Origin of the sequence: Yersinia sp. Marseille-Q3913, assembly GCF_963892745.1 — a bacterium.
In the GTDB taxonomy this organism is placed as follows: domain Bacteria; phylum Pseudomonadota; class Gammaproteobacteria; order Enterobacterales; family Enterobacteriaceae; genus Yersinia; species Yersinia bercovieri.
In genome coordinates this window covers 18758-43935 of sequence record NZ_CAWQAF010000012.1, presented here as the reverse complement: position 1 = coordinate 43935, position 25178 = coordinate 18758, and the positions used below count along the sequence as shown (strand labels likewise).

The following is a 25178-nucleotide window of genomic DNA, read 5'->3' as shown; positions in this document are numbered from 1 at the left end:
CAGCATGACGCCAATTGAAGTCAGTATCATTGTTCCGGTTTATAACTGTGAAACTTATCTCGCCGAGTTGCTGGATTCATTGAGAAGCCAAGTAGGCGTTTCATTTGAAATCATCGCCGTGAATGATGGTGCGACGGACAGCAGCCCAGAGATGCTCGCTGACACTGCCCGCAATGAGAGCCGGCTAGTGATTATCAATCAGGCGAATCAAGGTCTGTCGGCTGCCCGCAACGCGGGTATCGCGCGGGCTACAGGGCAGTGGATCGCCTTTGTCGATGGCGACGACTGGCTCGCCCCCAATGCGCTACAGCGCTGGTTAACCCAAGCCAAAGAGCAGTCGCTGGATTTACTCATTGGCAACGGTTATCGATTCACCACCGATCCTGCGGTACAAACCGCAGCGCCGTTGCTGCATAAACAGCCGTGGGGCGAGGTGTTGGACGGCCAGCAGTGGATCATGCGCAGTGTTGAGCAGGATGAGTGGCCGCACTTTGCCTGGTTGCAACTTATTCGCCGCGAGCTGATCATCGAGAATCAGCTAGCCTTTATCCGCGATATGGTGCATGAGGATATTTTGTGGACCACCCAACTGGCGCGGGTTGCCCGGCGCGTCGGGTTCTGCCAGCAGCCGTTTTACGGCTATCGCACTAATCCGGAATCCATTACCAACTCGCCATCGCCACAAGCATTGCAGCGCCGCGCGAATAGCTACCTTGATATCATTCATGGGCTGGTTGAGATTGCGGCCAACAGCCCACCGGCGTTACGTAAAACGCTGCTGCGCCATGCTAATCGCGAGAGTGGGCATCTGTTGGGGCTGATACGCAAGAAGATAACTGACCCCACGGCACGCCGCGCGTTAGCAAAACGCTTTTTCGCCCTCGGTTTACCCGCCGCGCTGTTTCGTGGCAGCAGCACCTTCAGCGAGTTTTGGCGGGCTTTACGCTGCAATCTGACCCTGGGTTTTTACACCAAAAAGTAGCGCGTTAAGGCCGGAATACTGGCTTATCGCCTAAAATCGTCGCGCGGTGCATCACCCGCCGCTGCGGCAGATAATCAGCATTGGCATAGTGCTGGGTGACGCGGTTATCCCAGATAGCCACGTCATCCTGCTGCCAGCGCCAGCGCACTTGAAACTCCGGTTTGGTGGCATGGGCAAAAAGGAAATGCAATATCGCGTCGCTCTCTTTCGCGCTCAGATCAACAATTCGCGTGGTGAATCCCTCATTGACGAACAATGCCTGACGACCGGTCACCGGATGGGTTCGCACCACCGGATGCAACAGCGGCGGATTCCTCTCTTTAGCCAGTAACCAGCGCTGATGCTCCTCCGGCGTCCCACGGTTTTTGTGCTCAGGGAAGGAGTGGGCGAAATCGTGCTCGGCCCGCAACCCCGCTAAAAGCTGTTTGAACGGCGCAGAGAGTGCGTCATATGCCGCCACTCCGCTGCTCCACAAGGTATCACCGCCCGTGGCGGGAAGTTGCTTAGCGGCTAAAATCGCCCCCAAGGGCGGGTTCTCGATAAAGGTCACGTCAGTGTGCCAGTTGTCATTGTCCGGCGGATTGTTGTCGTGGGTATCCAGCACGATAATCTCTTCACACTCTTTGGTGTGTGGATAGACCGGATGAATATGGAGATCACCAAAACGCCCCGCCAGCTCACGCTGCTGCAAAGGCGTAATGGGCTGATTGCGGAAAAAGAGCACCTGATGCTTGAGCAGCGCATGATAGAGCTGCTCAAACTGCCCGTCGCCCAGCGGGCGGGCAAGATTAATATTCTCAACCAACGCGCCAATATGCGGCCCCAACGGGGTCACGATCAAACGTTCATTCATTGCTGTGCTCCATACCAAGGCGTTAGCCGGCGTTGGATCGCCCGCAAACTTAATTCCATCCCAAAAGCGATAATGGCGATCACGCTGATACCGGCAATCACCACGTCGGTGGCGAGAAACTCGCCGGCGGATTGCACCATAAAGCCCAATCCGCGTGTGGCGGCGATTAACTCCGCAGCCACCAGGGTTGACCAACCGACACCCAACCCAATGCGGATGCCAGTTAAAATTTCCGGTAGTGCACTCGGCAGCACCACAAAACGTAAAACCTGCCAGCGGCTGGCCCCCAATGCCCGGGCGGCTCTGACACGCACCTCGGCCACACTGCGCACTCCCGCGACAGCGGCCAGCGTCACTGGGGCAAATATCGCCAGATAAATCAGCAGGATTTTTGAGGTTTCACCGATACCAAACCAGATAACCATCAGCGGCAAATAGGCTAACGGCGGCACCGGACGATAGATTTCGATCAGCGGGTCCAGCACCGCGCGCACCCGGCGGCTGAGGCCCATCGCGATCCCGGTCGGCACGCCGAGCGCCACGGCGGCGAATAGCGCGATTAAAATGCGCCCCAAACTGGCGGTCAGATGCTGCCATAAGGTGGCATCCATAAATCCCTGCGGGCTGGCAATCACCAATAATTGATGCAATACCTGCTGCGGCGCGGGTAAAAACAGCGGGCTAATCAGCTGTAACGCCGTCACCAGCCACCATAGCGCCACCACAGTAATCACCGTGCCAATGCTGAGCCACAAACCATTCACCGCCGACCAACGACGGCGCGGCGGCGGCCTAATAGCCGAGCGAGCAACCAGCGGCGCATCGGGGGCAGACGGATGAGGTAACGCGCTGTCCTGTAATGCCGTGCCGCGTAATGCAGTGTCGCGTAAAGTCCCGTGTAGGCTCATACCAGCGCCTCCCGCTGTTGGAAGACTCTACCCAGCACATATTCACGACGGGCGATAAATTCAGGATCAGATTTGATACTGCGGCAGGGTTCGCCATCGCCGTAGCGCTGACCAAAATTCAAAGATAGCCGCTCGACCACCTGCCCCGGCCCCGGTGACAACAGCAACAGTTCGCTGGCCAGAAACACCGCCTCTTCGATATCGTGGGTGATCAGCAAGATCTGTTTGCCAGTATCGCGCCAAATCGTCAGCAGCAGCTCCTGCATCTGCTCGCGAGTAAAGGCATCCAGTGCACCGAAGGGTTCATCCAGCAGCAATAAGCGCGGATCGACCGCCAGTGCGCGGGCAATCCCCACCCGTTGGCGCATACCGCCAGACAACTGCCAAATGTGGTGATGCTCAAAACCCGCCAATCCAACGCGATTAAGCATTTTCAGCGCCGTGGCCCGCCGCTGTGATTTGCTTAACCCCGCCAGTTGCAGGCCAAACTCCACATTGCTGACCACATCACGCCACGGCAGTAAGCCCTCATGCTGGAACACCACTCCCCGCTCGGCACTCGGGCCGTGAACCGGTTTGTCATCCAGAGTGATGCTGCCAGCTGAAGGCTCCATAAACCCGGCAATCAAATTCAGTAATGTGGTTTTGCCGCAACCTGATGGCCCCAATACCACGACCAACTGGCCCGATGCGATTTGTAGCGACACATCCTGTAAGGCAGGTTTGCCCTGATATTCGGCCCATAGGCCGCGCACGTTTAGCATGATGGCTCCTAAGACTGCGGCGTGGCCTGAACTTCTTTCACAAAGCGGTCAGTGACGAAATCACGATAATCACTCGCCACTTGCGGGATCTTGCCTTGCTGTTTGAGGAAGGCGGCGGTGTCGCGAATAGCCTGATCCACTGGTTGGCCGAGCTGGGTTATCTGGTCAGCCACCGGCAGGTAAGTGTTGCCCTTCACCAGTTCCGGCACTTGATCTGTCGGCACGCCACTTAAGCGCGCAAGCTGGCTGAGATTCTGCTGGTTTTTGAGCCACTGATCCGGCTGCGCCAGATAGGCCCCTTGTGCGGCTAAGGCACTGCGGGCAAAGGCGGTCACCACTTCAGGATGGGCTTTCGCGAAGTCTTTGCGCACCACCCAGACATCCAGCGTTGGCGCACCCCATTGGCCCACTTGGGCAGAATCGGTTAGCACAGTACCGGTTTTAGCGAGTTCGTTAACGGCAGGTGCCCAAACATAAGCGCCGTCAATATCTCCCCGCTGCCACGCCGCCGCAATGGCGGGAGGCTGCAAGTTGAGGATGGTGACCTGATCCGACTTGATGCCCCAATGTTTCAGGGCGGCCAGCAGACTGTAGTGGGTGGTGGAGATGAAAGGCACCGCAATGCGTTTGCCAATTAAGTCTTGTGGCGTTTTGATCTCTTTTTTCACCACCAGCGCTTCCGAGCTACCCAGCTGTGAGGCTAGCAGGAAGACTTCAATCGGCACATTTTGGCTGGCAGCAACCGCCAGAGGGCTAGAGCCGATATTGCCGATCTGCACATCACCGGAGGCGAGCGCCCTGACGACACTAGAGCCGCTATCAAACTTGCGCCAATCCACATTGGCACCGGATAGCCTGGCAAAACTGTTATCCGCTTGAGCGACTTTGGCCGGCTCAGCCGAAGTTTGGTACGCCACCGTGACATCAACCGCATGGGCATTGATAGCCACCAGTGACAGGGCCAGTAGTGCGCCAGTGGGCCGTAAGAAACCGCGAATTGCGGTGGCAAGATGCGCAGTAGAAAAGGTTATCGCCATTGGTTGACTCCGCTCAGTTGACTGTCTCATTCGCTGTTGTTGCGACCCGAAGCGCACCCGGCGCTGTGAGATGACAGTGTTACCTGAAGGAGTTAACGGACAAAAGGAATAAAAAAATATTCTTTATTCCTTTTAGTGATAATTAGGTGGTGCAGGATCGCCTATGGTGCTTGAGGTTGTTGACAAAGTCGTCTGAGCAGAGAGAACAGGCAGATCGTAAAGACGCCGTAAATCCTTCCCTGGAGGCTCGAGCCGCGCCATCCCTGGCGCGGACGCTTTACTCTTCTACCCGTCCTCTCCGTTCCAGAGCGCGTCATCGGGGTTTGTCAGCAGTCTGGAGCGCCTATGGCGCTCACTTAGAGAGTGATGTTACCACTGATAAAAATATGGGAATCTCCGGCAATCAGGGTGCGATCACCCGCTAACGTGCAGAATAACTCACCGCCTCGTGCTGATATCTGGCGGGCATGTAGTGACGCCCTGCCCAATCGGGCCACCCAGTAGGGCATCAAGGTGCAATGGGCGGAGCCAGTCACCGGATCTTCATTGCTGCTGAGGGTAAAGTAACGCGAGACAAAATCCACCTCATCTCCGGGCGCGGTGACAATCACACCACGGCCGGTATAGGCAATCAGCGCGGTAATATCGGGCTGCAACTGCCGCACCTGTTGCTCATTTTCCAGCACCACTAGCAGGGATTTTGCCTGCCACAACTGCTGAATATCAGCCCCAATCAGGGTTGGCAGTGCTGCCGGGATCGCGATTTGCTCAGGGGGCAATGAGGGGAAATTCAGGGCCAATCGGCCAAAGTTATCGGCATCGCGAGTGACATACAGATCACCGCTGGCGCTACGAAAGCAGATATCATGCAAGCCGGGGTTCACCATGCTAAATATCACGTGCGCCGCAGCCAGGGTGCCGTGACCACATAAATCCACCTCGCGCTCTGGTGTAAACCAGCGGATCGCCGATTTATCCCCCTCATCCCAGACAAAACTGGTCTCTGGCAGATTAATCTCAGCAGCAATACGTTGCATCTGCTCAGCAGAGAGTGGTTTTTTCAGCAAATAGACACCTGCAGGGTTACCGGAAAGCCCCGCGCCGACAAATGCATCAACATGAAAATAGTTACAGGCCATCAATTAGCTCCGGTGATTGATCAATGCCAAATCAGCGATCGATCAATGCCAAATCAACAAGACACAGGCTGCTGTCAGTAAGCCCATCGAGATATTAAAGGTAAACCAGGCGCGGCGGCTGCGCAGCAAGCGGCCAATCAAAGTACCAAAACCCAGCCAAATAATTCCCGCCACCAGATTCACCATAAACATACCAAGGCTAATCATGACGATAGAGTGGTTATAGGCCGCACCGGCCATGCTGAAACTGGCGACAGAACCTAATCCCATCAGCCAGGCTTTTGGATTGAGGAACTGCAATAACCAGCCCTGATACAAGCGCAGCGGCTTTGGCGGCACGACATTGGTTTCTAACTTTTCATAGGCGGAGGTGGCAATTTTCCATGCCAGCCACAGCAGATAGAGGCTACCCAGAATTTTCAGAATCAGGTGGATGGAGGGGTAGATCAAAATCAGGCCGCCGACGCCAAAAGCCACCAGCAGCAACATGCTCTGCATACCTAACATAATGCCTAACATCAGCCAGATAGAGCGCATAAAACCAAAGTTGGCCCCCGCGGAGGTGAGCAACATATTATTCGGGCCAGGGGTAATAGCAGCAACCCAGAGAAAACCTACCATTGAGAGAAATAAACTCAGTTCCATGAGACGGGTGCCTCCCACCCAAAATGATGCGCAATATACCCATGAAGCTAACAGTGTGCTATTGATCACACAAGAGCAACAACATGATTTCCATTCACTATATGCATGAATTATTTCGTCCGCTGGCTGGAGCCAGTAACCCACATCTACAAACGCTGCTGCCCCGGTTGGTCAGACGGCGTGTGCAGTTGCAACCTTTTTGGCAACGGCTGGAGTTGCCCGATGGCGATTTTGTCGATCTGGCCTGGAGTGAGAACCCAGAGCTGGCGCGGCATAAGCCCCGTGTGGTGCTGTTCCATGGGCTGGAGGGGAACTTTTACAGCCCCTATGCCCATGGTTTGCTGGGCGCCTGGCAGGCCAAAGGCTGGCTGGGGGTGGTGATGCATTTCCGTGGATGCAGTGGGGAGCCGAATCGTAAGGCTCGCATTTATCATTCTGGTGAAACAGAAGATGCGCGCTTCTTTCTGCGCTGGCTGCGGGATACCTATGGTCAGGTGCCCACCGCCGCCGTGGGGGTCTCATTAGGCGGCAATATGCTGGCGATCTATCTGGCAGAACAAGGGCAGTTGGCGGAGCAAGGAGAGGAGAGTCTGCTGCAAGCTGCGGTGGTGGTTTCCGCCCCGCTGATGCTGGAGCCTTGCGCCAACCGCATGGAGCAAGGTTTCTCGCGGGTCTATCAGCACTATTTACTGGGGCAGTTGAAGTTAAACGCCACCCGTAAGCTGTTACGTTACCCCGGCAGTCTGCCGCTGGGGCTACCGCAATTGAGGGAGTTGCGGCGAGTCAGAGATTTCGATGAAGCCATCACCGCTAAAATTCATGGCTTTAATGATGCGCTGGACTATTATCGCCGTTGCAGTGCGCTGCCACTATTGCCGCAGATTAAGATCCCACTGCTGATCATTCATGCCAAAGATGACCCCTTTATGACGGCGGAAGTTATTCCCAATCTCGATACGCTGCCGAACAGTATTGATTATCAGTTAACCGAGCACGGCGGCCACGTCGGTTTTGTCGGCGGCTCCTTGAAACACCCACAAATGTGGCTGGAACAACGTATTCCCGCCTGGCTTTCCCCCTATCTGGAGCAACACTCATGATCATTCCCTGGCAGCAAATCGACGGCGAAACGCTGGATAATCTGCTGGAAGCCTTTGTGCTGCGCGAAGGCACAGATTACGGCGAACATGAGCGCTCATTGGCGCAGAAAGTCGAGGATGTCCGCCGCCAGTTGGTGAGTGGTGACGCCGTTTTAGTCTGGTCCGAGTTACACGAAACCATCAATATCATGCCCCGAGGCTCTTTCCGCGCCGATGCACAAGAGCAGCCATAATCTTCATCGTCTCGCAAAGAGATTTGATGAAAATCAAGGTGACAAGCCGGACACTTTGCCCTAAAAATAACCTTTACCGATAAGATGAACAGGCAAATGCCGCCCGGCCACTGAGGATCTCACCCCATGGAGTTACCGCTAATATGTCAACTAAACATCCGGTCATAGCCGTTACCGGCTCAAGTGGCGCAGGGACGACGACCACCAGTCTGGCGTTTCGTAAAATATTTCAGCAGTTGAATATTCGTGCGGCACAAATTGAAGGTGACAGCTTCCATCGCTATACCCGCCCCGAAATGGATGCCGCCATCCGCAAGGCGCGAGATCAAGGTCGGCATATCAGCTATTTCGGCCCAGAAGCCAATGACTTTGGCCAGTTGGAGCAAAGTGTGTCGGAGTACGGCAAGCACGGCACTGGGCGCTCGCGTAAGTACTTACACACCTATGATGAAGCGGTGCCTTATAACCAGATCCCAGGGACCTTCACACCATGGGAGCCACTGCCAGAACCCACTGATGTACTATTTTATGAGGGGCTGCACGGCGGCGTCGTGACCGAGCATCATGATGTGGCGAAGCACGTGGATTTATTGGTGGGCGTGGTGCCTATTGTCAATCTGGAGTGGATTCAAAAGCTGGTGCGCGATACCGGCGAGCGCGGTCACTCACGTGAAGCGGTGATGGATTCCGTCGTGCGATCGATGGAGGACTACATTAGCTACATTACGCCACAGTTCTCGCGTACCCATATTAACTTTCAGCGCGTGCCGACCGTCGATACATCCAACCCTTTTGCGGCTAAAGCCATTCCGTCGCTGGATGAAAGTTTTGTTGTCATTCATTTCCGGGGCTTGGACCAGATCGACTTCCCCTACTTGCTGGCAATGTTGCAAGGGTCATTTATCTCCAATATCAATACATTGGTAGTACCGGGTGGGAAGATGGGGCTGGCAATGGAGCTGATTATGGCACCGTTGGTGCAGCAACTACTGGAAGGCAAGAAAATCGGTTAATCTCCTTCGTTTCTGGCGTTGCTATGATGCTGGCTGCAACACCAGGAACGTTGAACATCACTAAACTGCTGATTAACTAGGAAATTTCACGAATTTCAAAGCTGTGGGTAATGGTGGCAGCTTTACCCAACATCAAGGAAACGGAGCAATATTTCTCTGCTGACAACTCAACCGCACGCTCAACAATTTTGTCGGTGAGGCCCTTACCGCTGACGATAAAGTGCAAATTGATTTGCGTAAACAGACGTGGTGCTTCTTCGCGACGCTGAGAAGTTAACGTGACCTCACAATCGCGCACATCGTTACGCCCTTTTTGCAAAATAGACACCACATCAATCGCGCTGCAGCCACCTGCTGACATCAACAACATCTCCATCGGGCTAGGTGCTTTATCACCGGCATTTCCATCCATCAAAACTTGATGTCCTGACGCCGATTCACCCAAAAATGTCAGCCCCTCAACCCACTTTACACGTGCCTGCATAACACTCGCTCCCAGTTAAATTTTCTGATCCAGACTACCCTTTCATTTAGAAACTGGCAATGTAACCCGATGTTCATCATGCTGAAGCGATACAACACAAGACACTGACTTCATCCTGTGCTACAAACAGAACCGAAAGTGTTGTTTCTAGAATTAAATAGGGTAGCAATCAATACTCAGTGAAGGGTTTCTATCCGGTACGTATATTGGCTATACCTTTCGGCAGTTGAGCAAATTAATATGCTAAGAGAAAGTGTATTTTAAAAGCACGCCGTACAGGGAACTCTGAGCCCTGTTAAGTTAGGCAGCGATAACAACAGAGGATAACAGCGAATGGTTCTCGGCAAGCCACAAACAGACCCGACTCTCGAATGGTTCCTGTCTCATTGCCATATCCACAAATATCCATCGAAGAGTACGCTAATTCACCAAGGTGAAAAGGCCGAAACGCTTTACTACATCGTGAAAGGCTCCGTTGCGGTGCTTATCAAAGATGAAGAGGGTAAAGAGATGATTCTCTCCTACTTAAACCAGGGGGATTTCATCGGCGAGCTTGGATTATTTGAAGAAGGCCAAGAGCGTAGTGCCTGGGTTAGAGCAAAAACCGCCTGTGAAGTGGCTGAAATTTCTTACAAAAAATTCCGTCAGTTGATTCAGGTAAATCCAGATATCTTGATGCGCCTCTCTTCACAAATGGCGAACCGCCTTCAGATTACATCCGAGAAAGTGGGTAACCTCGCTTTCCTTGATGTCACTGGGCGCATTGCACAAACGCTGCTTAACCTGGCAAAACAACCTGATGCCATGACCCACCCAGATGGGATGCAGATTAAGATTACCCGCCAGGAAATTGGTCAGATAGTTGGCTGCTCCCGCGAAACTGTGGGGCGGATACTAAAAATGCTGGAAGATCAAAACTTGATCTCCGCACACGGTAAAACGATTGTCGTTTACGGCACCCGTTAATTCCCTATAAACCGGTGCCGATACCCTCGGCATCGGTTTTCTCAATCTTTTGTGATTAATAAATTTCTGGGGCCTACATGAAGTGGCAACGGGTTATTTATCATCCTGAAGTAAACTATGCATTACGCCAAACATTAGTTCTCTGTCTGCCAGCAGCCCTAGGCTTTGCTATCGGCGAGCTGCGACTCGGACTGATGTTCTCCCTGATACCCGCGTGTTGCAATATTGCCTCACTGGATACACCGCACCAACACTTCTTCCGGCGGCTGATTATTGGTGGCGCGCTCTTTACACTGAGCAGCTTCCTGACCCAGCAGCTGTTGCTGTGGCACATTCCCTTACCGTGGATCATGCTCGGATTGGCACTGGTACTCGGTGTCAACGGCGCGATAAGCCCCCTCCATGGCCGCTTATTACCTGCCGCGCTAATCGCCGCAATATTCAGCCTCAGCATGGTTGGTCGCGCACCTATCTGGCAGGCACCCCTGTTGTGCGCCGTCGGAACACTCTGGTATGGCCTCTTTAACTGGTTGTGGTTCCGGTTATGCAGAGACCAGCCGATCCGTGAGCCATTAAGTCAGCTTTATCGTTTACTGGCGGATTATTGTGACGCTAAATACAACCTGCTCTCCCAGCATGTAGAGCCGGAAAAGGCGATCCCCCCATTGCTCGATCGACAACAGGGGATAATGGACAAAATTAACCAACTTTATCAGCAATTTAACTTAATCAATAATGCCACCAAGGCCGAGCGCAAACGGCTATTAGGGCTATTTCAGATGGCGCTCGACCTGCAAGAGCACATTACTGCGGCGCTGAATCAGTCAGATAAAGTGCGAGACCTCCTGGAGCACAGTCAGATAGAGGAGGTACTTCGCCGCAATACCCAGATTATCTCAGCTCAAATGCGCGTTATTGCCGATGATATTCTCTATCACCACCGTGCTAAGACACATTTCACCGCCGGTGATGCGCTGGTTGAACTGGAAGAGATAGCCCAGCAGCACCCCAATAATCCAGTGGCGCAATTTTGCTACTACCATATCAGCCACGTTATCCAGATCCTGAGTGACCGACGCCCGCAATATGAGCGCGAGTTGATCTCCAGTCAGCAACAGCAGCCATTTTGGCCCGCCCTTGTCAGTTACCTCTCATTTAAGTCTGGTGCGCTGCGCGCTGCCGCACGACTGGGGGTGACACTGGCTGCAGGTAGCTATATTGGTGCCTTGATGCACCTGCCAAAACCTTATTGGATCTTACTCACCGTGATGTTGGTGGTACAAAACGGCTATAACGCTACCAAGGTGCGCATCTATCACCGCGCCCTCGGGACACTGATCGGGCTGGTATTGGCGGCAGGTTTGCTGCATTTACAGATGCCGGAGGGGGTGACACTGGGCATTATGTTGCTGATCACACTAGTAGCCTATCTGGTGCAACGTAACAACTACGGGCTAGCGGTGATCGGTCGAACCATCACTGCGGTGTATATCTTGCAGCTATTAACCGGTGAAGGCGCTGACTTTTTAGTCCCGCGTCTGCTGGATACCTTAATCGGTTGTGCACTGGCCTTTGCCAGCACCTTATGGCTGTGGCCTCAGTGGCAGAGCGGGTTGCTGCGTAAAAATGCCCATCAGGCACTCAGCGCTTACCAGCAGATCCTGCGCTTGTTGCTAGCCCCACACCCTGATATTACCCAGCTCTCCTATCAACGTATTGAGGTGAACAAAGCCAGTAATACCGTCTTAAGCTCACTGAATCAGGCGATGCAAGAACCGGGGTTCAACTCAAAATATTTGGCTGATATGCGGCTGTGGGCGACCCATAGCGAGTTGATTGTTGGCCATATCAACGAAATGACTATTCTGACGCGGGATCATCCATTAACTGAATCAACCACGCCGCCTGAGGCGTGTCACAACCTCATGAGTGTCGCGCTAGCGACAGAATATTTGCAGTTATGTGAGATGGCGATCCAGCAGTGCCAGCAGCGGCTAGAATCAGACAGCAGCGAGGGGAGTGATGATTTTGTGCAAGCGCCGGATGTGGCCGCCGACACGCAAATATCTGAACTGGAACGAAATTTGCGGCGTATCCTGTCACATTTAAGTGTTATGCATACCGTGTCGTCGATGGCCTGGCAGCAGCAACCCCACCACGGTATTTGGCGCAGCCGGAAGTTGCGGGATCAGACGTTTACCGGAGAGTAAATTTAGCTCTCATTCACCAGGCTGGCGATAGCGCTCTCTAAACGCGCCACTCCTTGCTGGATATCATCCAACTCAATCACCAGCGAAGGTGCTAAGCGCAATACATCTGGCCCGGCATTGAGGATCATCAAACCATTTGCCGCCGCTGCCGTCAGGAACTCCCGCGCACGGCCACGGTATTGCGGCGCTAACTCAGCACCAATCAGCAGCCCCATGCCACGGATATCACTAAACACCGAGTACTTGCGGTTAATCACTTGCAGCGCCTGCACAAACAGGCCATGGCGCTGTTCAATACCCTCAAGGACCTCTGGGGTATTAATCACATCCAGCGCGGCTTCAGCAACTGCACAAGCCAGAGGATTACCACCATAAGTGGTGCCGTGGGTGCCGACAGCCATCACCGAGGCAATCTCTTCGGTGGTCAGCATCGCACTGATCGGGAACCCGCCACCCAAGGCTTTCGCCGTAGTGAGGATATCCGGCGTCACGCCATAGTGCATATAGGTGAACAACTTGCCGCTACGGCCCATGCCACTTTGCACTTCGTCGAACACCAACAGTGCCTTGTGTTGAGTACAAAGCTCGCGCACACCTTGCAGGAACTCTGGCGTCGCGGCGGTAATCCCGCCCTCCCCTTGGATTGGCTCCAGCACTACCGCACAGGTGTGGTCATCCATTACCGCTTTCACTGCGGCCAGATCATTAAACGGCACATGGATGATGTCGGCCGGTTTCGGGCCAAAACCATCGGAGTACTTTGGCTGACCACCGACGGATACGGTAAACAAGGTGCGACCATGGAATGCATTATGGAAAGCAATGATTTTGGTTTTATACGGGCTATGGCGCTCAATGGCGTAATGACGGGCCAACTTAAATGCCGCTTCATTCGCTTCACCGCCCGAATTGGCGAAAAACACCCGATCGGCAAAGGTGGCGGCAATCAGTTTTTGCGCCAAACGCAGCGCTGGCTCGTTGGTGAATACATTACTGGTATGCCATAACGTCTCACCCTGCTGATGTAGTGCCGCCACTAGCGCCGGATGGCAGTGGCCAAGGGCAGTAACCGCGATCCCGCCGGCAAAATCAATGTATTCCGTGCCCTGCTGATCCCATACTCGGCTACCTTTCCCTTTTACCGGGATAAACTGCGCTGGTGCATAAACAGGCAAAATAACCTGATCAAATGTACTGCGATTAACTGCTAGTTTATCTGCCATTGCACTGCCCACCTTTAATAATTCATTGAACCGCCAATTACTGACGAGTGAGAATATAATCACAAAATATGCATAAAAAATCAAAGACAAGCAAACAAAAAGATCACTTTATTGATGGAGAAAACTTAATCCGTTAATTTTTAAGGAAATTAGCCAATAATTGATGACCCTGCTCACTGAGAATGCTCTCCGGGTGAAACTGCACGCCCTCCAGTGGCAAGGTACGATGGCGGATACCCATGATTTCATCCATCGCGCCCTCTCGCTCCGTCCACGCGGTCAGCTCAAAACACGCGGGCAGTGAATCGGCGTCAATGACCAAAGAGTGATAGCGAGTCACCGTCAGCGGCTGATTCAGCCCTTGGAAAACCCCTTGATTATTATGGCAAATCGCGGTGGTCTTGCCATGCATCACCTGCCGCGCCCGCACAATACGCGCACCAAAAGCTTGCCCTAGCGCCTGATGGCCCAGGCAAACTCCCAGTATTGGCAATTTACCGGCAAAATGGCTGATAGCCGCCAACGAAATCCCCGCCTCATTCGGCGTGCAAGGGCCGGGCGAGATCACCAAATGTGATGGCGATAACCGCTCAATATCAGCCAGTTGCACCTCATCATTACGTTTAACCACCACCGCAGCCCCCAGTTCACAAAAATACTGGTAGAGGTTGTAGGTAAATGAATCGTAATTATCGATTAATAACAGCATTTCATATCCAAAAATTCAGCCTAGCGCTTACGCCCACCAGTAATTGACCCCAGAACGCCGCGCAGAATTTGTCGACCCAAGTCGCGTGCCATGCTTTTGGCGGCGGTTTGGACAATTCCATCACGCTTGCCGCCCCGTGGGCCAGTAGAACCAAACAGTAAATCATTTAGCCCACCCATCAAACCGCCGCCACTTTGCTGTTCAGTGGGTTGCTGAGGGGCCGCCGCCTCCCCAGGTGCTGCACTCCCCATGGTGGAGAAGCCGCCAGCGGATAATTTCTCGTAGGCAGATTCGCGATCGACCATCTCTTCATAGCGGCCATAGAGTGGGGAATGATTGATGGCGTGATTACGCGCTGCCGCATCCAGTGCCCCCATTTTTGATTGTGGGGCGATCACCATGCCTCGCTCCACCACATTGGGCCGCCCTTTCTCGTCGAGGAAGGAGATCAGCGCTTCGCCGACAGCCAATTCGGTAATCACTTGTTCGGCACTGAAAGCGGGGTTAGGGCGCATGGTTTGTGCCGCGGCTTTCACCGCCTTTTGGTCGCGCGGGGTAAAAGCACGCAGCGCGTGTTGCACGCGGTTACCCAACTGACCCAAGATCTTATCTGGGATATCTAGCGGGTTTTGTGTCACGAAATAGATGCCGACGCCTTTTGAGCGGATCAGCCGCACCACTTGTTCCACTTTATCCACCAGTGCCGTAGGGGCATCGGTGAAGAGCAAGTGGGCCTCGTCAAAGAAAAAGACCAATTTAGGTTTTTCGACGTCACCCACTTCCGGAAGCTGCTCAAACAGCTCTGCCAACAGCCAAAGCAGGAAAACGGCATATAGCTTGGGCTGATTGATCAGCCGATCCGCCGCCAGCAGGTTGATAACCCCCTGCCCATTGCTGTCGGTCTGCATTAAATCGTGAATATCCAGCATCGGCTCACCAAAGAATTGATTCGCCCCCTGCTCTTCTAAGGTCAGTAGACCCCGCTGAATGGCCCCAATCGAAGCGGGGGTAATATTGCCATATTGGGTGCGGAACTGTTTGGCATTGTCGCCGACGAATTGCACGATGGCGCGGAGATCTTTCATGTCCAGCAGTAGTAGGCCGTTGTCGTCCGCGATTTTAAACACTAATTGCAGTACGCCGCTTTGCACGTCATTGAGATCAAGCAAACGGCCTAGCAGCAGTGGGCCAAGGTCAGAGATGGTGGCGCGGATCGGATGGCCTTTTTCCGCGAAAATATCCCACGGCACAATCGGACATGCCTGTGGCTGCCAGTCAGTGACACCTATCGCCGCCAGTCGGGATTGCAGTTTCTCCGAAGCAACACCTTCAGCGCCAATGCCGGAGAGATCCCCTTTCACATCCGCCAGAAACACTGGCACACCAATGCGGGAGAATTGCTCGGCCATCTTTTGCAAAGTGACGGTTTTACCGGTCCCCGTCGCCCCGGTAATCAAGCCATGGCGGTTTGCCAATGCCGATAAAATCACCAAATCTTGTGCTGGCACGGCTTTCCCGATAAGTAATGTTTCGCTCATAAATTGTTCACCCCATCGCCGCTAGATAATTGATTATAAGCATGCCATTGGCGCAAACGGATTAATTTATGTCGGAATGGGATTTGGGTATGAATCAGCCAGCTTTCGGGGGATGAAAGCTGGCTTAACCGATTAAGGCAACACTTTCGCTGACAGGATAGTGATCGGCTTAACAGGCACATTCTGATACGGGCCGACGTTTTCCGTCTGAACCTGGGAGATTTTCTCTACCACATCCATGCCTTTTACCACTTTACCGAACACGGCATAACCAAAGTCACGTTGGCCATGATCGAGGAAAGCATTGTCTGCTACGTTGAGGAAGAACTGGCTGGTGGCGCTATCTTTATCTGCGGTACGGGCCATCGAGATGGTGCCACGCAGGTTACGCAAGCCATTATCCGCTTCGTTTTTGATTGGCGTTTTAGCGGTTTTTTGTTTGAAATCAGCGGTAAAACCGCCACCCTGAACCATAAAACCCGGAATAACACGGTGGAAAATGGTGTTGTTGTAGTAGCCGTTGTTGACGTAATCAACGAAGTTTTGTGTTGAAATCGGGGCCTTCTGGCTATTGAGTTCCAACTCAATATTCCCAACCGACGTCGTTAACAACACATGAGGCTCACCAGCTGCTAAAGCGGCGGGCGCCACGGCGCTTAGGGAACAAAGTGCGATGAAGGTCACTAAAGTACGTTTGAACATTACCGGTTCCTTTCTGTGGGGTACAAACAGCGGAAAAGCGCTTTGATTCTAGAGAGCTAACCCGCGTAATGCCACCCATTTACCGATTTTTACGTAACAAAATGCGCATTTTCGCTGAAAACACGTCACTTAGATGAATAAGCGGCACAATAGCGATTAATTAGCCAAATTAACCCATCAAGGCATTCCGCAGCAATAGTGAAATTCTGCAATCGAGATCACGTCTTGCTGATTTACTTACCCACTCTCTGTCGTTTTTGAGAGAGATATCCCATTTTGTTTCTGGTTAATCGTTAATCTGCCCTCAAATGAGAGCGCTCTCATTTCTAATTCATCTATTTTGAGGCCAAATTATGAAAACCTTTAAAATTGCCATTATTGGTGGCGGTAGTAGCTATACCCCTGAGTTGGTTGATGGGCTGATTCAGCGCATTGACCAGTTACCGGTCACTGAGTTGGCCTTGGCTGATGTAGAATTGGGCCGTCAAAAAGTAGAGATTATCGCCGCCCTGACCCGCAGAATGTTGGATCGCCACGGGCTGGAGCAGGTGAAAGTTAGCGTTCACTTCTCGCTGGATACCGCCATCGAAGGAGCCAGTTTTGTGTTGACCCAATTCCGTGTCGGCCAGCTTCCAGCGCGGGCGGCAGACGAACGTTTGGGGCTAAAATATAACCTGCTCGGGCAGGAAACCACTGGTGTCGGCGGTTTTGCCAAAGCACTGCGCACCATTCCGGTGATGCTGGATATTGCCGCTAAAGTCGAGCGACTGGCACCGGACGCCTGGATCATTAACTTCACCAATCCCGCCGGGATTGTCACCGAAGCCGTGACCCGTTATAGCAAAGCGAAAATTATCGGTTTGTGTAATGTCCCGATCAGCATGCATCATATGATCGCCAATTTACTGAAGGCGCCTTATGAAGATATCCAGCTGCGCTTCGCCGGGCTAAACCATATGGTGTGGGTGCATGAGGTGTTGCAGCAGGGTAAGAATGTGACCACTGATGTGATGGATATGCTGTGCGACGGTGCTTCGCTGACCATGAACAATATCAAGGAAGCGCCATGGCCGTCGGAATTCCTGCGAGCAATGGGCGCGATCCCTTGCCCGTATCATCGCTATTTCTACCAGACTCAGGATATGCTGGCAGAAGAGATGGCAGCTGCCGCTGAGCGGGGTACGCGCGCAGAACAGGTGATGCAAGTAGAAAAAGAGCTGTTCGATCTGTACGCTGATCCCCATCTGGACAGCAAACCTGAGCAGCTCAGCTTCCGTGGCGGATCATTTTATTCTGAAGTTGCATTAGAACTCATTCGTGCTATTTATAATAATTTAGGTACGCAATTAGTTGTGAATACGACAAACCGTGGGGCGATCCGCGGTTTATCCGATGGCTCTGTGGTAGAAACTAACTGTATTGTCGATGCACAAGGTGCTCATCCACTCACTTTCGGCCCCTTACCCGTGGCGATGCATGGGTTAACGCAGCAAGTAAAAGCCTATGAACGTCTGACCATTGAAGCTGCAGTGCACGGCGATCGCCGCAGTGCCTTGTTGGCGCTAGTGACTAACCCACTGATTGCTAACGCGAGCATTGCTCAGCCGCTACTGGAAGAGGTTCTACAGGTCAATAAGCCTTATTTGCCTCAGTTCGCAGATTTGTGATGTTAAGTTAGCTATTGTGGCGACTTTTAAATTGTATACCCAATAGATTTCAAGGTGCAGGAAGGCGGCAAACGAGAAAATCCCGATGAGCTTACTCAAGTAAGTGATTCGGGTTTTTGAGTGCAGCCAACACACCTGCAATTTGAAAGATGAAGGGTAATGGGAGAAAGAAATGGTAACACTGGAAGATGTCGCGGTACTAGCCGGGGTTTCCCGCGCTACGGTCTCCCGCGTGGTCAACGGTGATACCAATGTCAAAGCCCTGACTCGCGAAAAGGTAGAACAAGCGGTAGCAGTATTGGGTTACACCCCAAACCCTGCCGCGCGCGCATTGGCATCAAGCCAAAGTAATACACTCGGGCTGGTAACCACCTCCTATCGAGGCGGCTTCTTTGGCGCATTGATGGATTTTGTGCAAACGGAAACTGAGTCTCAGGGTAAGCAGTTATTAGTCACTCAGGGGCGAGATAATGCGGATAAAGAGTGGCAGGCTATTCAGCGTCTGTATAACTTACGCTGTGACGGCTTAATCCTCCATGTCCGTTTTCTCAGTGATGAAAAGCTGCGTCAGTTGGCTGCCGCAGAGCGCTCATTCGTGTTGCTCGATAGGTTAGTTCCCGGTCTTGAAGCCCGCTGTGTGACCTTTGATCACCGCCGCGCCAGCCAAATGGCAACTCAGGTGCTTATCGATGCGGGTCATCGGCGTATTGCGTGCATTAGTGGCTCCGCGCAGCGCCACTCCAGCGAGTTGCGCCGTCAGGGATTTATCGACGCCATGCAATCGGCAGGTTTGACACCAATCGCCTGTGTGGAAGGGGTTTATGATCTGGAGAGTGGCTATCAGCGCGCTGATGAGATCCTCAAGCAACCCCAGTTACCGACGGCCATTTATTGCTGCAATGAAGAGATGGCGATTGGTGCACTGTTGGCTATCAATAAGCACCATTTGCAGGTGCCGCAGGATATCTCATTAATTTGCTACGACAGTGGCGAGCGCGCCCCTTTTGTCTGCCCTGCATTAACCAGCCTGCATTTTCCCATTGTCGAGATGGCGCAATTTGCCACGCAACTCCTGATTAACCCGCAGATACCGCCAGCCAGTTTCCCACCTGCGATTATCATGCGCGATTCGGTGATGCCGCCCAACCCGTGCCGTTAATTGAAAAAGCGTGGCAAGCAACCGCCTGCCACACCGTTTTCTTGCTAATGGTGATACCCAACGCCAAGGCGGAAAATAGCCCTTAGAAAGTCACATTCAACTTAGCCCACAGTGTCCTACCCGGCTCATTCACTGGCGTATTGACGGAATAACCAAATCCGCTGTTACCGGCCAGATTGAGGTGCTCACTGTAAGTTTTATTTAGCAGATTATCGATGCCCCCGCTAACCTTCACTTGCGGCGTGATTTTGTAGGCCACATTGGCCGAGAGCACACCAAAGCCTGCACTGTCGGCGAAATCTTTACCCACCACATTCCCTTCATTAATCGCCACCCGATGCTGACTGCTGACCAGCCGCCATAATGCGGTGCTGCTCCAGTCACCGGTTTCATAGGTCAGTCCGAGCCGTGCTTCAAGAGGGGGGATTTGCGGCAGTGGGCGATTATTGCTGCTGTTTTCGCCCCACGCATAGGCCAGGCTGGCATCTGCTTTCCAGTGGTCGTTGAAGGCATAGCCTGCGCCCATCTCACCGCCCATGATGGTTGCGTTGATATTATCCGCCTGACTAATACGTAGGTTTTTGGGATCATACTTGAACAAAATAAAATCATTCACCCGGCCCAGATAAGCAGAAACCCAGCCATTGAGCTGCTTGCCGCTGTATTGCGCGCCGATATCAAGCTGGGTAGTTTTTTCACTGTTTACCCCCTCAAAAGCACTGCTCGACCCTGTTGGCCCGAACGTCGGGGAGAATAGCTCCCAGAAGTCAGGAAAACGCTCGGTATGGCCCACGCCGGCATACCACATCACCGGGGCATCAGCCAGATTGTGCTCAAAACGCATGAAACCCGCCGGTAGCGTGGCGGAGCGGGTAGGCTCATCGGCGCGGGTATAATTGGTGACCTGATGATGGTCTAAACGAGTGCCGGTAATCAGTTTATCTTGCTCACTGATCGTCCACGTCAGTTCGCCGAACAGGCCATAGTTTGCGAAGCTGGCGTTTTTGTTCCAGGTATTTTGTCTGTTCTTGCGATGGGTATTGGTTTGCATGTCACTACCGGCTTCTAATTTCAGATCCTCCCACAACCAAGTTCCCATGACGCGACCGCCAATGGTGCGACGGTCTAGATTACTGGTCATCGCCATCATCGGCGGGGTGCGTAAGCTATGGTTATCCATAATGTGGTTGACGTAGTTGTAGTAAACCTTAGCTTCAATCTTATCCAGCACTTCGCCAATATTGCTTTTCTCGAAACGCGCTCCCAAGCTTTCCCGCAAAAATTGCGAGCCGTCCATACCGCGCCCGGCATAGCTCGCCTCGCCATCGCCTTTGCCGGCCGTCAGCTCAAGCAAAGTGTCAGCATCTGGCGTCCAGCCCAGCGCGACATCCGCATTCCATTTGTCCCACTTCGATGGCACCCGAGTGCCGTCGCCATCCTTATAATTACCCGCTTGAGACTGATTCCCCATCATGCGCAGATAGCCTTGCTCGTTGCCCAAACTCGCATTGAGATTTTTATCCCAGCGCCCGTTGGAACCCACCAGCAAGCTGGCATCGCCCTGGACACCCGCTTGATCAAAATGGGGTTGCTCGCGCTCAAACAAAATCGTGCCAGCGGAGGCACCCGGCCCCCATAGCACCGATTGCGGCCCCTTCACCACCGTCAACAAGTCAAAGCTCTCCGGCGAAATATAGGAGGTGGGCGCATCCATCCGCGACGGGCAGGTGCCCAGTGTCTCGGCACCATCAGTCAGAATTTTGATGCGCGAACCAAACATGCCACGGAAAACCACATCGCCATTGGTGCCGCCATTACGGATTTGCGAAAAACCGGGGATAGTTTTTAGGTAGTCCGCACCATCACTGGCCGGTACTGGCTGGCGCGGTGTTTTAGGGGAGGTGACGATGGTGAGCGGCGAATGCTGGGGAGCGGTGACCGTAATCACCTCGGCGTCATTGGTTTGTTTATCGCCACGATTATCAGTGGCGTGATTGGTCGCGTGATCTGCGGCCACCAGATGATCCGCTGCCATAGCATTTAAGGTCAATACAGAGAGTGCGGAAGTGACTGCGCACGCTAATAATGTTTTTTTACCGCCGTTATTCTTACCAGACATAATTATTCCTTGGGCAATAGAAATGAGTCCGGTGGATATTTCTCATACCAGAGAGTTCACACCAGATAATCCACAGCAAATAAGTGGTTTTGATTTTTTATTGAATGATCAGGAATAAAAAGCAGGCGGCGCGCGTGGTTGGCTCTCACAATAGCGGTCGTTGATGACTTGCGTATAAACAAATAGCGGCGGAGATAACTCAGCCCGCAGTAATGCAGAGCGGATATCCGCTTTAAAAGCGGTATTGAGCAACGGCAGATGGGTCAGTAATACACAATATCCACAGGCGGCATGGCCCATCATCATGCTGTCATGACGGCTTTTGTGCTCTGTGGAATTGGCTGTTTTAGCGCCGTGATGGGTCTCTGGTGAGCCATCTGGCCCACTATTGTGGTGACTCGCCATCTCCATCGCGCAATCAGCCATTGTCATGGCGGGCGTATTTTTTTCGTCAAAAAGCGCCAGTGAGACTGAAACCACGGGTGCGATAAATAACATCAGGATCGCGGCTATCCCCAACCAGGCAAAAAAGCGCCCTCTTTGGTAAAGCAATTGGCTCAGCGGCACCCGAGCACCCTGAGTGCGACGGCGATAGTCGAATGATTCATCACGATCTATTCCCTGTATCTCGATGACCAAATAATAAAATAGAACTCATTAGGTTTCGTTGTTGATTAAGCACTGTTTTATTAACTTTATTAACAGTTTTACTGCCCCAAAAACGAAGAGGATCATACCTTAAACAACCTAAACAGAGCCTAAAACTTAAAGGAATTAAGAATCCTTATCATTTACTTCAAGCTGTAATATGTGACGCCTCACTATTATTCTCTATCACATTTCACGCATTGCATTAAAAATTGAATGTAAGTCACAAAAACCCACTATGCCTGTGCTAGGATCCGCCGCCTGAGTAGTGAATTGGTTTGAACCCTTTTTATCGATGTTCTTACTATGGTTGTATTAATTAACTATGGTCGTATTAATTCTATGCTGACACAGGCCCCTCTATGAATAACAGCAATCGCCTTCGACTCACTTGGATCAGTTACTTTTCTTACGCCCTGACCGGTGCGTTAGTTATTGTCACCGGGATGGTGATGGGGAATATCGCGGAGTATTTCAATCTGCCTATTGCCAGTATGAGTAACACATTTACTTTCCTTAATGCGGGTATTTTGATCTCCATTTTCCTCAATGCCTGGTTGATGGAGATCATTCCATTAAAACGTCAGTTGATATTTGGCTTTATTCTGATGTTGGTAGCGATTGCCGGATTGATGGTGGGCCATAATCTGATGCTCTTCTCAATCAGCATGTTTATCCTCGGGGTGGTGAGCGGGATCACCATGTCGATCGGTACTTTCCTGATAACCCATATGTATGAAGGGCGTCAGCGCGGCTCTCGCCTGCTGTTTACCGACTCATTCTTCAGTATGGCGGGGATGATCTTCCCGGTGGCGGCGGCGATGTTGCTGGCACGCCATATCGAGTGGTACTGGGTTTATGCTTGTATCGGCCTGCTGTATGTGGGTATTTTCGTGCTGACATTAATGTCTGAGTTCCCGGTACTGGGTCATAAAGCCAGCGATGAGAACAAGCCAGTGGCGAAAGAGAAGTGGGGCATTGGCGTGCTCTTTCTGTCGATTGCCGCACTGTGCTACATCCTTGGTCAACTCGGTTTCATCCAGTGGGTGCCGGAATACGCCACCAAAACCTTCAATATGGATATCAGCCAGGCGGGCCAACTGGTCAGTAACTTCTGGATCTCATACATGATTGGGATGTGGGTGTTCAGCTTCATCCTGCGCTTCTTTGACCTGCAACGCATCGTGACTATACTGGCTGCGCTGGCAACACTGGCGATGTATCTGTTTGTCAGCACTGATAATCCGGCCTACCTGAGCTACTACATTCTGGCGTTAGGCTTTGTCTCCAGTGCCATCTACACCACACTGATTACCCTAGGCTCGCTGCAAACCAAAATCTCTTCACCCAAACTAGTGAACTTCATTCTGACCTGCGGCACCGTCGGGACTATGCTGACCTTCGTCGTCACAGGCCCAATTGTCGCGAACAGTGGTGTTCATGCCGCGCTGGCAACAGCAAACGGCCTGTATCTGGCGGTATTCGTGATGTGCCTGATTCTGGGCTTCTTCACCAAACACCGCAGCCACGGCCATGCAACACACTGATTTAGCTGTTTTACTGCCCTGCCGCCATTGCGGTAGCAGGGCAGCCCCCTACTTAAAGTTCACCACCTCTTCATGGCCCAAATAGATCCGACTCTCGGCGGGCTGCGTCTTGGCAATCACCACCCCATGACGAATGGAGTAGCGCACCGGCACTTGTCGTCGCACCGCATCAAAACCACTTTCGGCGGGCAGAATAATCAGGTTGGCGCTATTACCCAACTGCAAACCATAATCTGATAAATTCAATGTTCTGGCGCTGTTGTGGGTTATCAAATTCAGCCCATCATTGATTTGGCCGTATCCCATCAGTTGGCAAATATGCAGCCCCATATGCAACACCTGCAACATATTAGCGGTGCCCAGCGGATACCACGGGTCGAACACATCGTCGTGACCGAAGCAGACATTAATGTCGGCCGCCAGCATCTCCTTGACCCGCGTAATGCCGCGCCGCTTCGGATAGGTATCAAAGCGCCCTTGCAGGTGAATATTCACCAGCGGATTGGCAACAAAGTTAATGCCGGACATTTTCAGCAGGCGGAATAAGCGCGAGGCATAAGCGCCATTATAGGAGTGCATCGCTGTGGTGTGACTGGCGGTCACCCGCGCCCCCATGTTTTCACGGTGCGCCAGGGCCGCCACCGTTTCGACAAAACGCGACTGCTCATCATCAATCTCATCACAATGCACATCCACCAGCCGCTGATATTTCTGCGCCAAGGCAAAGGCAATATGCAGCGATTCGACGCCATATTCGCGGGTAAATTCAAAATGCGGAATGGCCCCAACCACATCCGCGCCCAGTCGCAGCGCCTCTTCCAACAGCGCCGCGCCATCGGGATAGGAGAGAATACCCTCTTGTGGAAACGCCACAATCTGCATCTCCACCCACGGACTGACCTCCTCTTTCACCTCCAACATGGCGCTCAGCGCCGTCAGGCTGGGATCGGAGACATCCACATGAGTGCGCACATGTTGAATGCCGTTGGCGATTTGCCATTTCAGCGTCTGCCATGCCCGCTGCTTAACATCCTCGCGCGTCAGCAGCGCTTTGCGCTCAGCCCAGCGCTCGATGCCCTCAAACAGGGTGCCCGATTGATTCCAGCTCGGTTGCCCCGCCGTTTGAGTGGTATCCAAATGAATATGCGGCTCAACAAAAGGGGGCAGTGCCAAACCACCCTGCGCATCCAGCACGCCCGCGCCTGTTGGCAGTTGATCCGGCTGCGGCGAAATTGCACTGATTTTGCCCTCCGCGACCCTAAGCTGCCAAAGCCCCGTTTGCCCGACCAGGCGCACATTATTGATGCTCACCAGTAAATGATTTGTTGAGGATTGCGCTGACATTGATACCTCCATTATCCCTTTGCCACTTTCGCCATGATCTGCTGTTAGCTTATCCGATCAGCAGCCACCCGCCCGATTTTCTTTTAATAAAACACCGTTTTATTTTAATGAATAAAAAAACCAAAACTGAAACCATTCAGCTAAAGATGAATAAAATCCACAACTTATAAAAAACGTTAAAAATCAGC

23 protein-coding genes are annotated in these 25178 nt (G+C 52.5%); 9 read left to right on the top strand and 14 right to left on the bottom strand.

All coding sequences use genetic code 11. From position 1 onward, the window contains the following. The first annotated feature begins 4 nt into the window (after window positions 1-4). Entirely contained in the window at window positions 5-982 is a 978-nt protein-coding gene (locus AACW11_RS07040; protein WP_212586266.1) for a glycosyltransferase, read from the top strand. A 4-nt stretch (window positions 983-986) separates the two neighbouring features. On the opposite strand, the gene tauD is transcribed toward AACW11_RS07040, so the two are convergent. The 6 genes from tauD to AACW11_RS07010 all read right to left on the bottom strand — a co-directional run bounded on the left by tauD (window position 987) and on the right by AACW11_RS07010 (window position 6328). Then, window positions 987-1835 carry a taurine dioxygenase gene (gene tauD, locus AACW11_RS07035; protein WP_212586265.1) on the bottom strand — a complete coding sequence of 283 codons (849 nt, stop codon included), beginning with the start codon at window positions 1833-1835 and terminating at the stop codon, window positions 987-989. After that, window positions 1832-2743 carry a taurine ABC transporter permease TauC gene (gene tauC / locus AACW11_RS07030; protein WP_212586264.1) on the bottom strand — a complete coding sequence of 304 codons (912 nt, stop codon included), beginning with the start codon at window positions 2741-2743 and terminating at the stop codon, window positions 1832-1834. Before tauC ends, tauD begins: the two co-directional genes overlap by 4 nt. Further along, window positions 2740-3507 (bottom strand): taurine ABC transporter ATP-binding subunit, encoded by a 768-nt coding sequence (gene tauB, locus AACW11_RS07025; RefSeq protein WP_212586263.1) that lies wholly within the window; start codon window positions 3505-3507, stop codon window positions 2740-2742. Before tauB ends, tauC begins: the two co-directional genes overlap by 4 nt. A gap of 8 nt (window positions 3508-3515) precedes the next feature. After that, window positions 3516-4544, bottom strand: a complete 1029-nt coding sequence (gene tauA, locus AACW11_RS07020) for a taurine ABC transporter substrate-binding protein (RefSeq protein ID WP_212586262.1) — start codon at window positions 4542-4544, stop codon at window positions 3516-3518. Between the two features lie 356 nt (window positions 4545-4900). Next, a complete protein-coding gene (locus tag AACW11_RS07015) occupies window positions 4901-5683 on the bottom strand; it encodes a PhzF family phenazine biosynthesis protein (RefSeq protein WP_212586261.1) in 783 nt (260 codons plus the stop codon). 42 nt (window positions 5684-5725) lie between these two features. Then, on the bottom strand, window positions 5726-6328 hold the full coding sequence (locus AACW11_RS07010) for a LysE family translocator (RefSeq protein ID WP_212586260.1): 603 nt from the start codon (window positions 6326-6328) through the stop codon (window positions 5726-5728). A 101-nt stretch (window positions 6329-6429) separates the two neighbouring features. Between AACW11_RS07010 and AACW11_RS07005 the strand changes: the two genes are divergently transcribed. From AACW11_RS07005 to AACW11_RS06995, 3 genes are all read left to right on the top strand, one after another. Beyond that, window positions 6430-7428, top strand: coding sequence for a hydrolase (locus AACW11_RS07005; protein ID WP_212586291.1), 999 nt, complete (start codon window positions 6430-6432; stop codon window positions 7426-7428). After that, window positions 7425-7661, top strand: coding sequence for a YheU family protein (locus AACW11_RS07000; protein ID WP_212586259.1), 237 nt, complete (start codon window positions 7425-7427; stop codon window positions 7659-7661). The genes AACW11_RS07005 and AACW11_RS07000 overlap by 4 nt, the downstream gene beginning before the upstream one ends. 143 nt (window positions 7662-7804) lie before the next feature. Beyond that, a complete protein-coding gene (locus tag AACW11_RS06995; RefSeq protein WP_212586258.1) occupies window positions 7805-8674 on the top strand; it encodes a phosphoribulokinase in 870 nt (289 codons plus the stop codon). A 76-nt stretch (window positions 8675-8750) separates the two neighbouring features. Here the strand turns inward: AACW11_RS06995 and AACW11_RS06990 are convergent, their stop codons facing one another. Next, window positions 8751-9158 (bottom strand): OsmC family protein, encoded by a 408-nt coding sequence (locus AACW11_RS06990; protein ID WP_212586257.1) that lies wholly within the window; start codon window positions 9156-9158, stop codon window positions 8751-8753. Window positions 9159-9491: 333 nt separating this feature from the next. Between AACW11_RS06990 and crp the strand changes: the two genes are divergently transcribed. Both crp and AACW11_RS06980 read left to right on the top strand, forming a co-directional pair. Continuing rightward, a complete protein-coding gene (gene crp, locus AACW11_RS06985) occupies window positions 9492-10124 on the top strand; it encodes a cAMP-activated global transcriptional regulator CRP (RefSeq protein ID WP_002212297.1) in 633 nt (210 codons plus the stop codon). 77 nt (window positions 10125-10201) lie between these two features. Then, window positions 10202-12334, top strand: a complete 2133-nt coding sequence (locus AACW11_RS06980) for a YccS/YhfK family putative transporter (RefSeq protein WP_212586256.1) — start codon at window positions 10202-10204, stop codon at window positions 12332-12334. Window positions 12335-12336: 2 nt separating this feature from the next. Here AACW11_RS06980 and argD read toward each other — a convergent pair whose 3' ends face one another. The 4 genes from argD to ppiA form a co-directional block, all read right to left on the bottom strand. After that, entirely contained in the window at window positions 12337-13557 is a 1221-nt protein-coding gene (gene argD, locus AACW11_RS06975; RefSeq protein ID WP_212586255.1) for a bifunctional acetylornithine/succinyldiaminopimelate transaminase, read from the bottom strand. 133 nt (window positions 13558-13690) lie between these two features. Further along, a complete protein-coding gene (locus AACW11_RS06970; protein WP_145498863.1) occupies window positions 13691-14266 on the bottom strand; it encodes an aminodeoxychorismate synthase component II in 576 nt (191 codons plus the stop codon). A gap of 20 nt (window positions 14267-14286) precedes the next feature. Next, window positions 14287-15804 carry a helicase HerA-like C-terminal domain-containing protein gene (locus tag AACW11_RS06965; protein WP_212586254.1) on the bottom strand — a complete coding sequence of 506 codons (1518 nt, stop codon included), beginning with the start codon at window positions 15802-15804 and terminating at the stop codon, window positions 14287-14289. 132 nt (window positions 15805-15936) lie between these two features. Continuing rightward, a complete protein-coding gene (ppiA, locus tag AACW11_RS06960; RefSeq protein ID WP_032896774.1) occupies window positions 15937-16506 on the bottom strand; it encodes a peptidylprolyl isomerase A in 570 nt (189 codons plus the stop codon). 353 nt (window positions 16507-16859) lie between these two features. Between ppiA and AACW11_RS06955 the strand changes: the two genes are divergently transcribed. Together AACW11_RS06955 and AACW11_RS06950 are read left to right on the top strand one after the other, a co-directional pair. Further along, complete coding sequence (locus AACW11_RS06955) at window positions 16860-18173, top strand: 6-phospho-beta-glucosidase (protein WP_212586253.1); 1314 nt, start codon at window positions 16860-16862, stop codon at window positions 18171-18173. 172 nt (window positions 18174-18345) lie between these two features. After that, on the top strand, window positions 18346-19332 hold the full coding sequence (locus tag AACW11_RS06950; RefSeq protein WP_212586252.1) for a LacI family DNA-binding transcriptional regulator: 987 nt from the start codon (window positions 18346-18348) through the stop codon (window positions 19330-19332). 82 nt (window positions 19333-19414) lie between these two features. Here AACW11_RS06950 and AACW11_RS06945 read toward each other — a convergent pair whose 3' ends face one another. Both AACW11_RS06945 and AACW11_RS06940 read right to left on the bottom strand, forming a co-directional pair. Further along, window positions 19415-21454 (bottom strand): TonB-dependent copper receptor, encoded by a 2040-nt coding sequence (locus AACW11_RS06945; protein WP_212586290.1) that lies wholly within the window; start codon window positions 21452-21454, stop codon window positions 19415-19417. A gap of 105 nt (window positions 21455-21559) precedes the next feature. Then, entirely contained in the window at window positions 21560-22090 is a 531-nt protein-coding gene (locus tag AACW11_RS06940) for a DUF2946 domain-containing protein (RefSeq protein WP_249192896.1), read from the bottom strand. A gap of 371 nt (window positions 22091-22461) precedes the next feature. On the opposite strand from AACW11_RS06940, the gene tsgA reads away from it, so the two are divergent. After that, the gene (tsgA, locus tag AACW11_RS06935; RefSeq protein ID WP_212586251.1) at window positions 22462-23646 is read left to right on the top strand and encodes an MFS transporter TsgA; all 1185 of its coding nucleotides are present in this window, start codon (window positions 22462-22464) and stop codon (window positions 23644-23646) included. A 48-nt stretch (window positions 23647-23694) separates the two neighbouring features. Here the strand turns inward: tsgA and AACW11_RS06930 are convergent, their stop codons facing one another. Beyond that, window positions 23695-25002, bottom strand: coding sequence for a cytosine deaminase (locus AACW11_RS06930; protein ID WP_212586250.1), 1308 nt, complete (start codon window positions 25000-25002; stop codon window positions 23695-23697). Window positions 25003-25178: the final 176 nt, after the last annotated feature.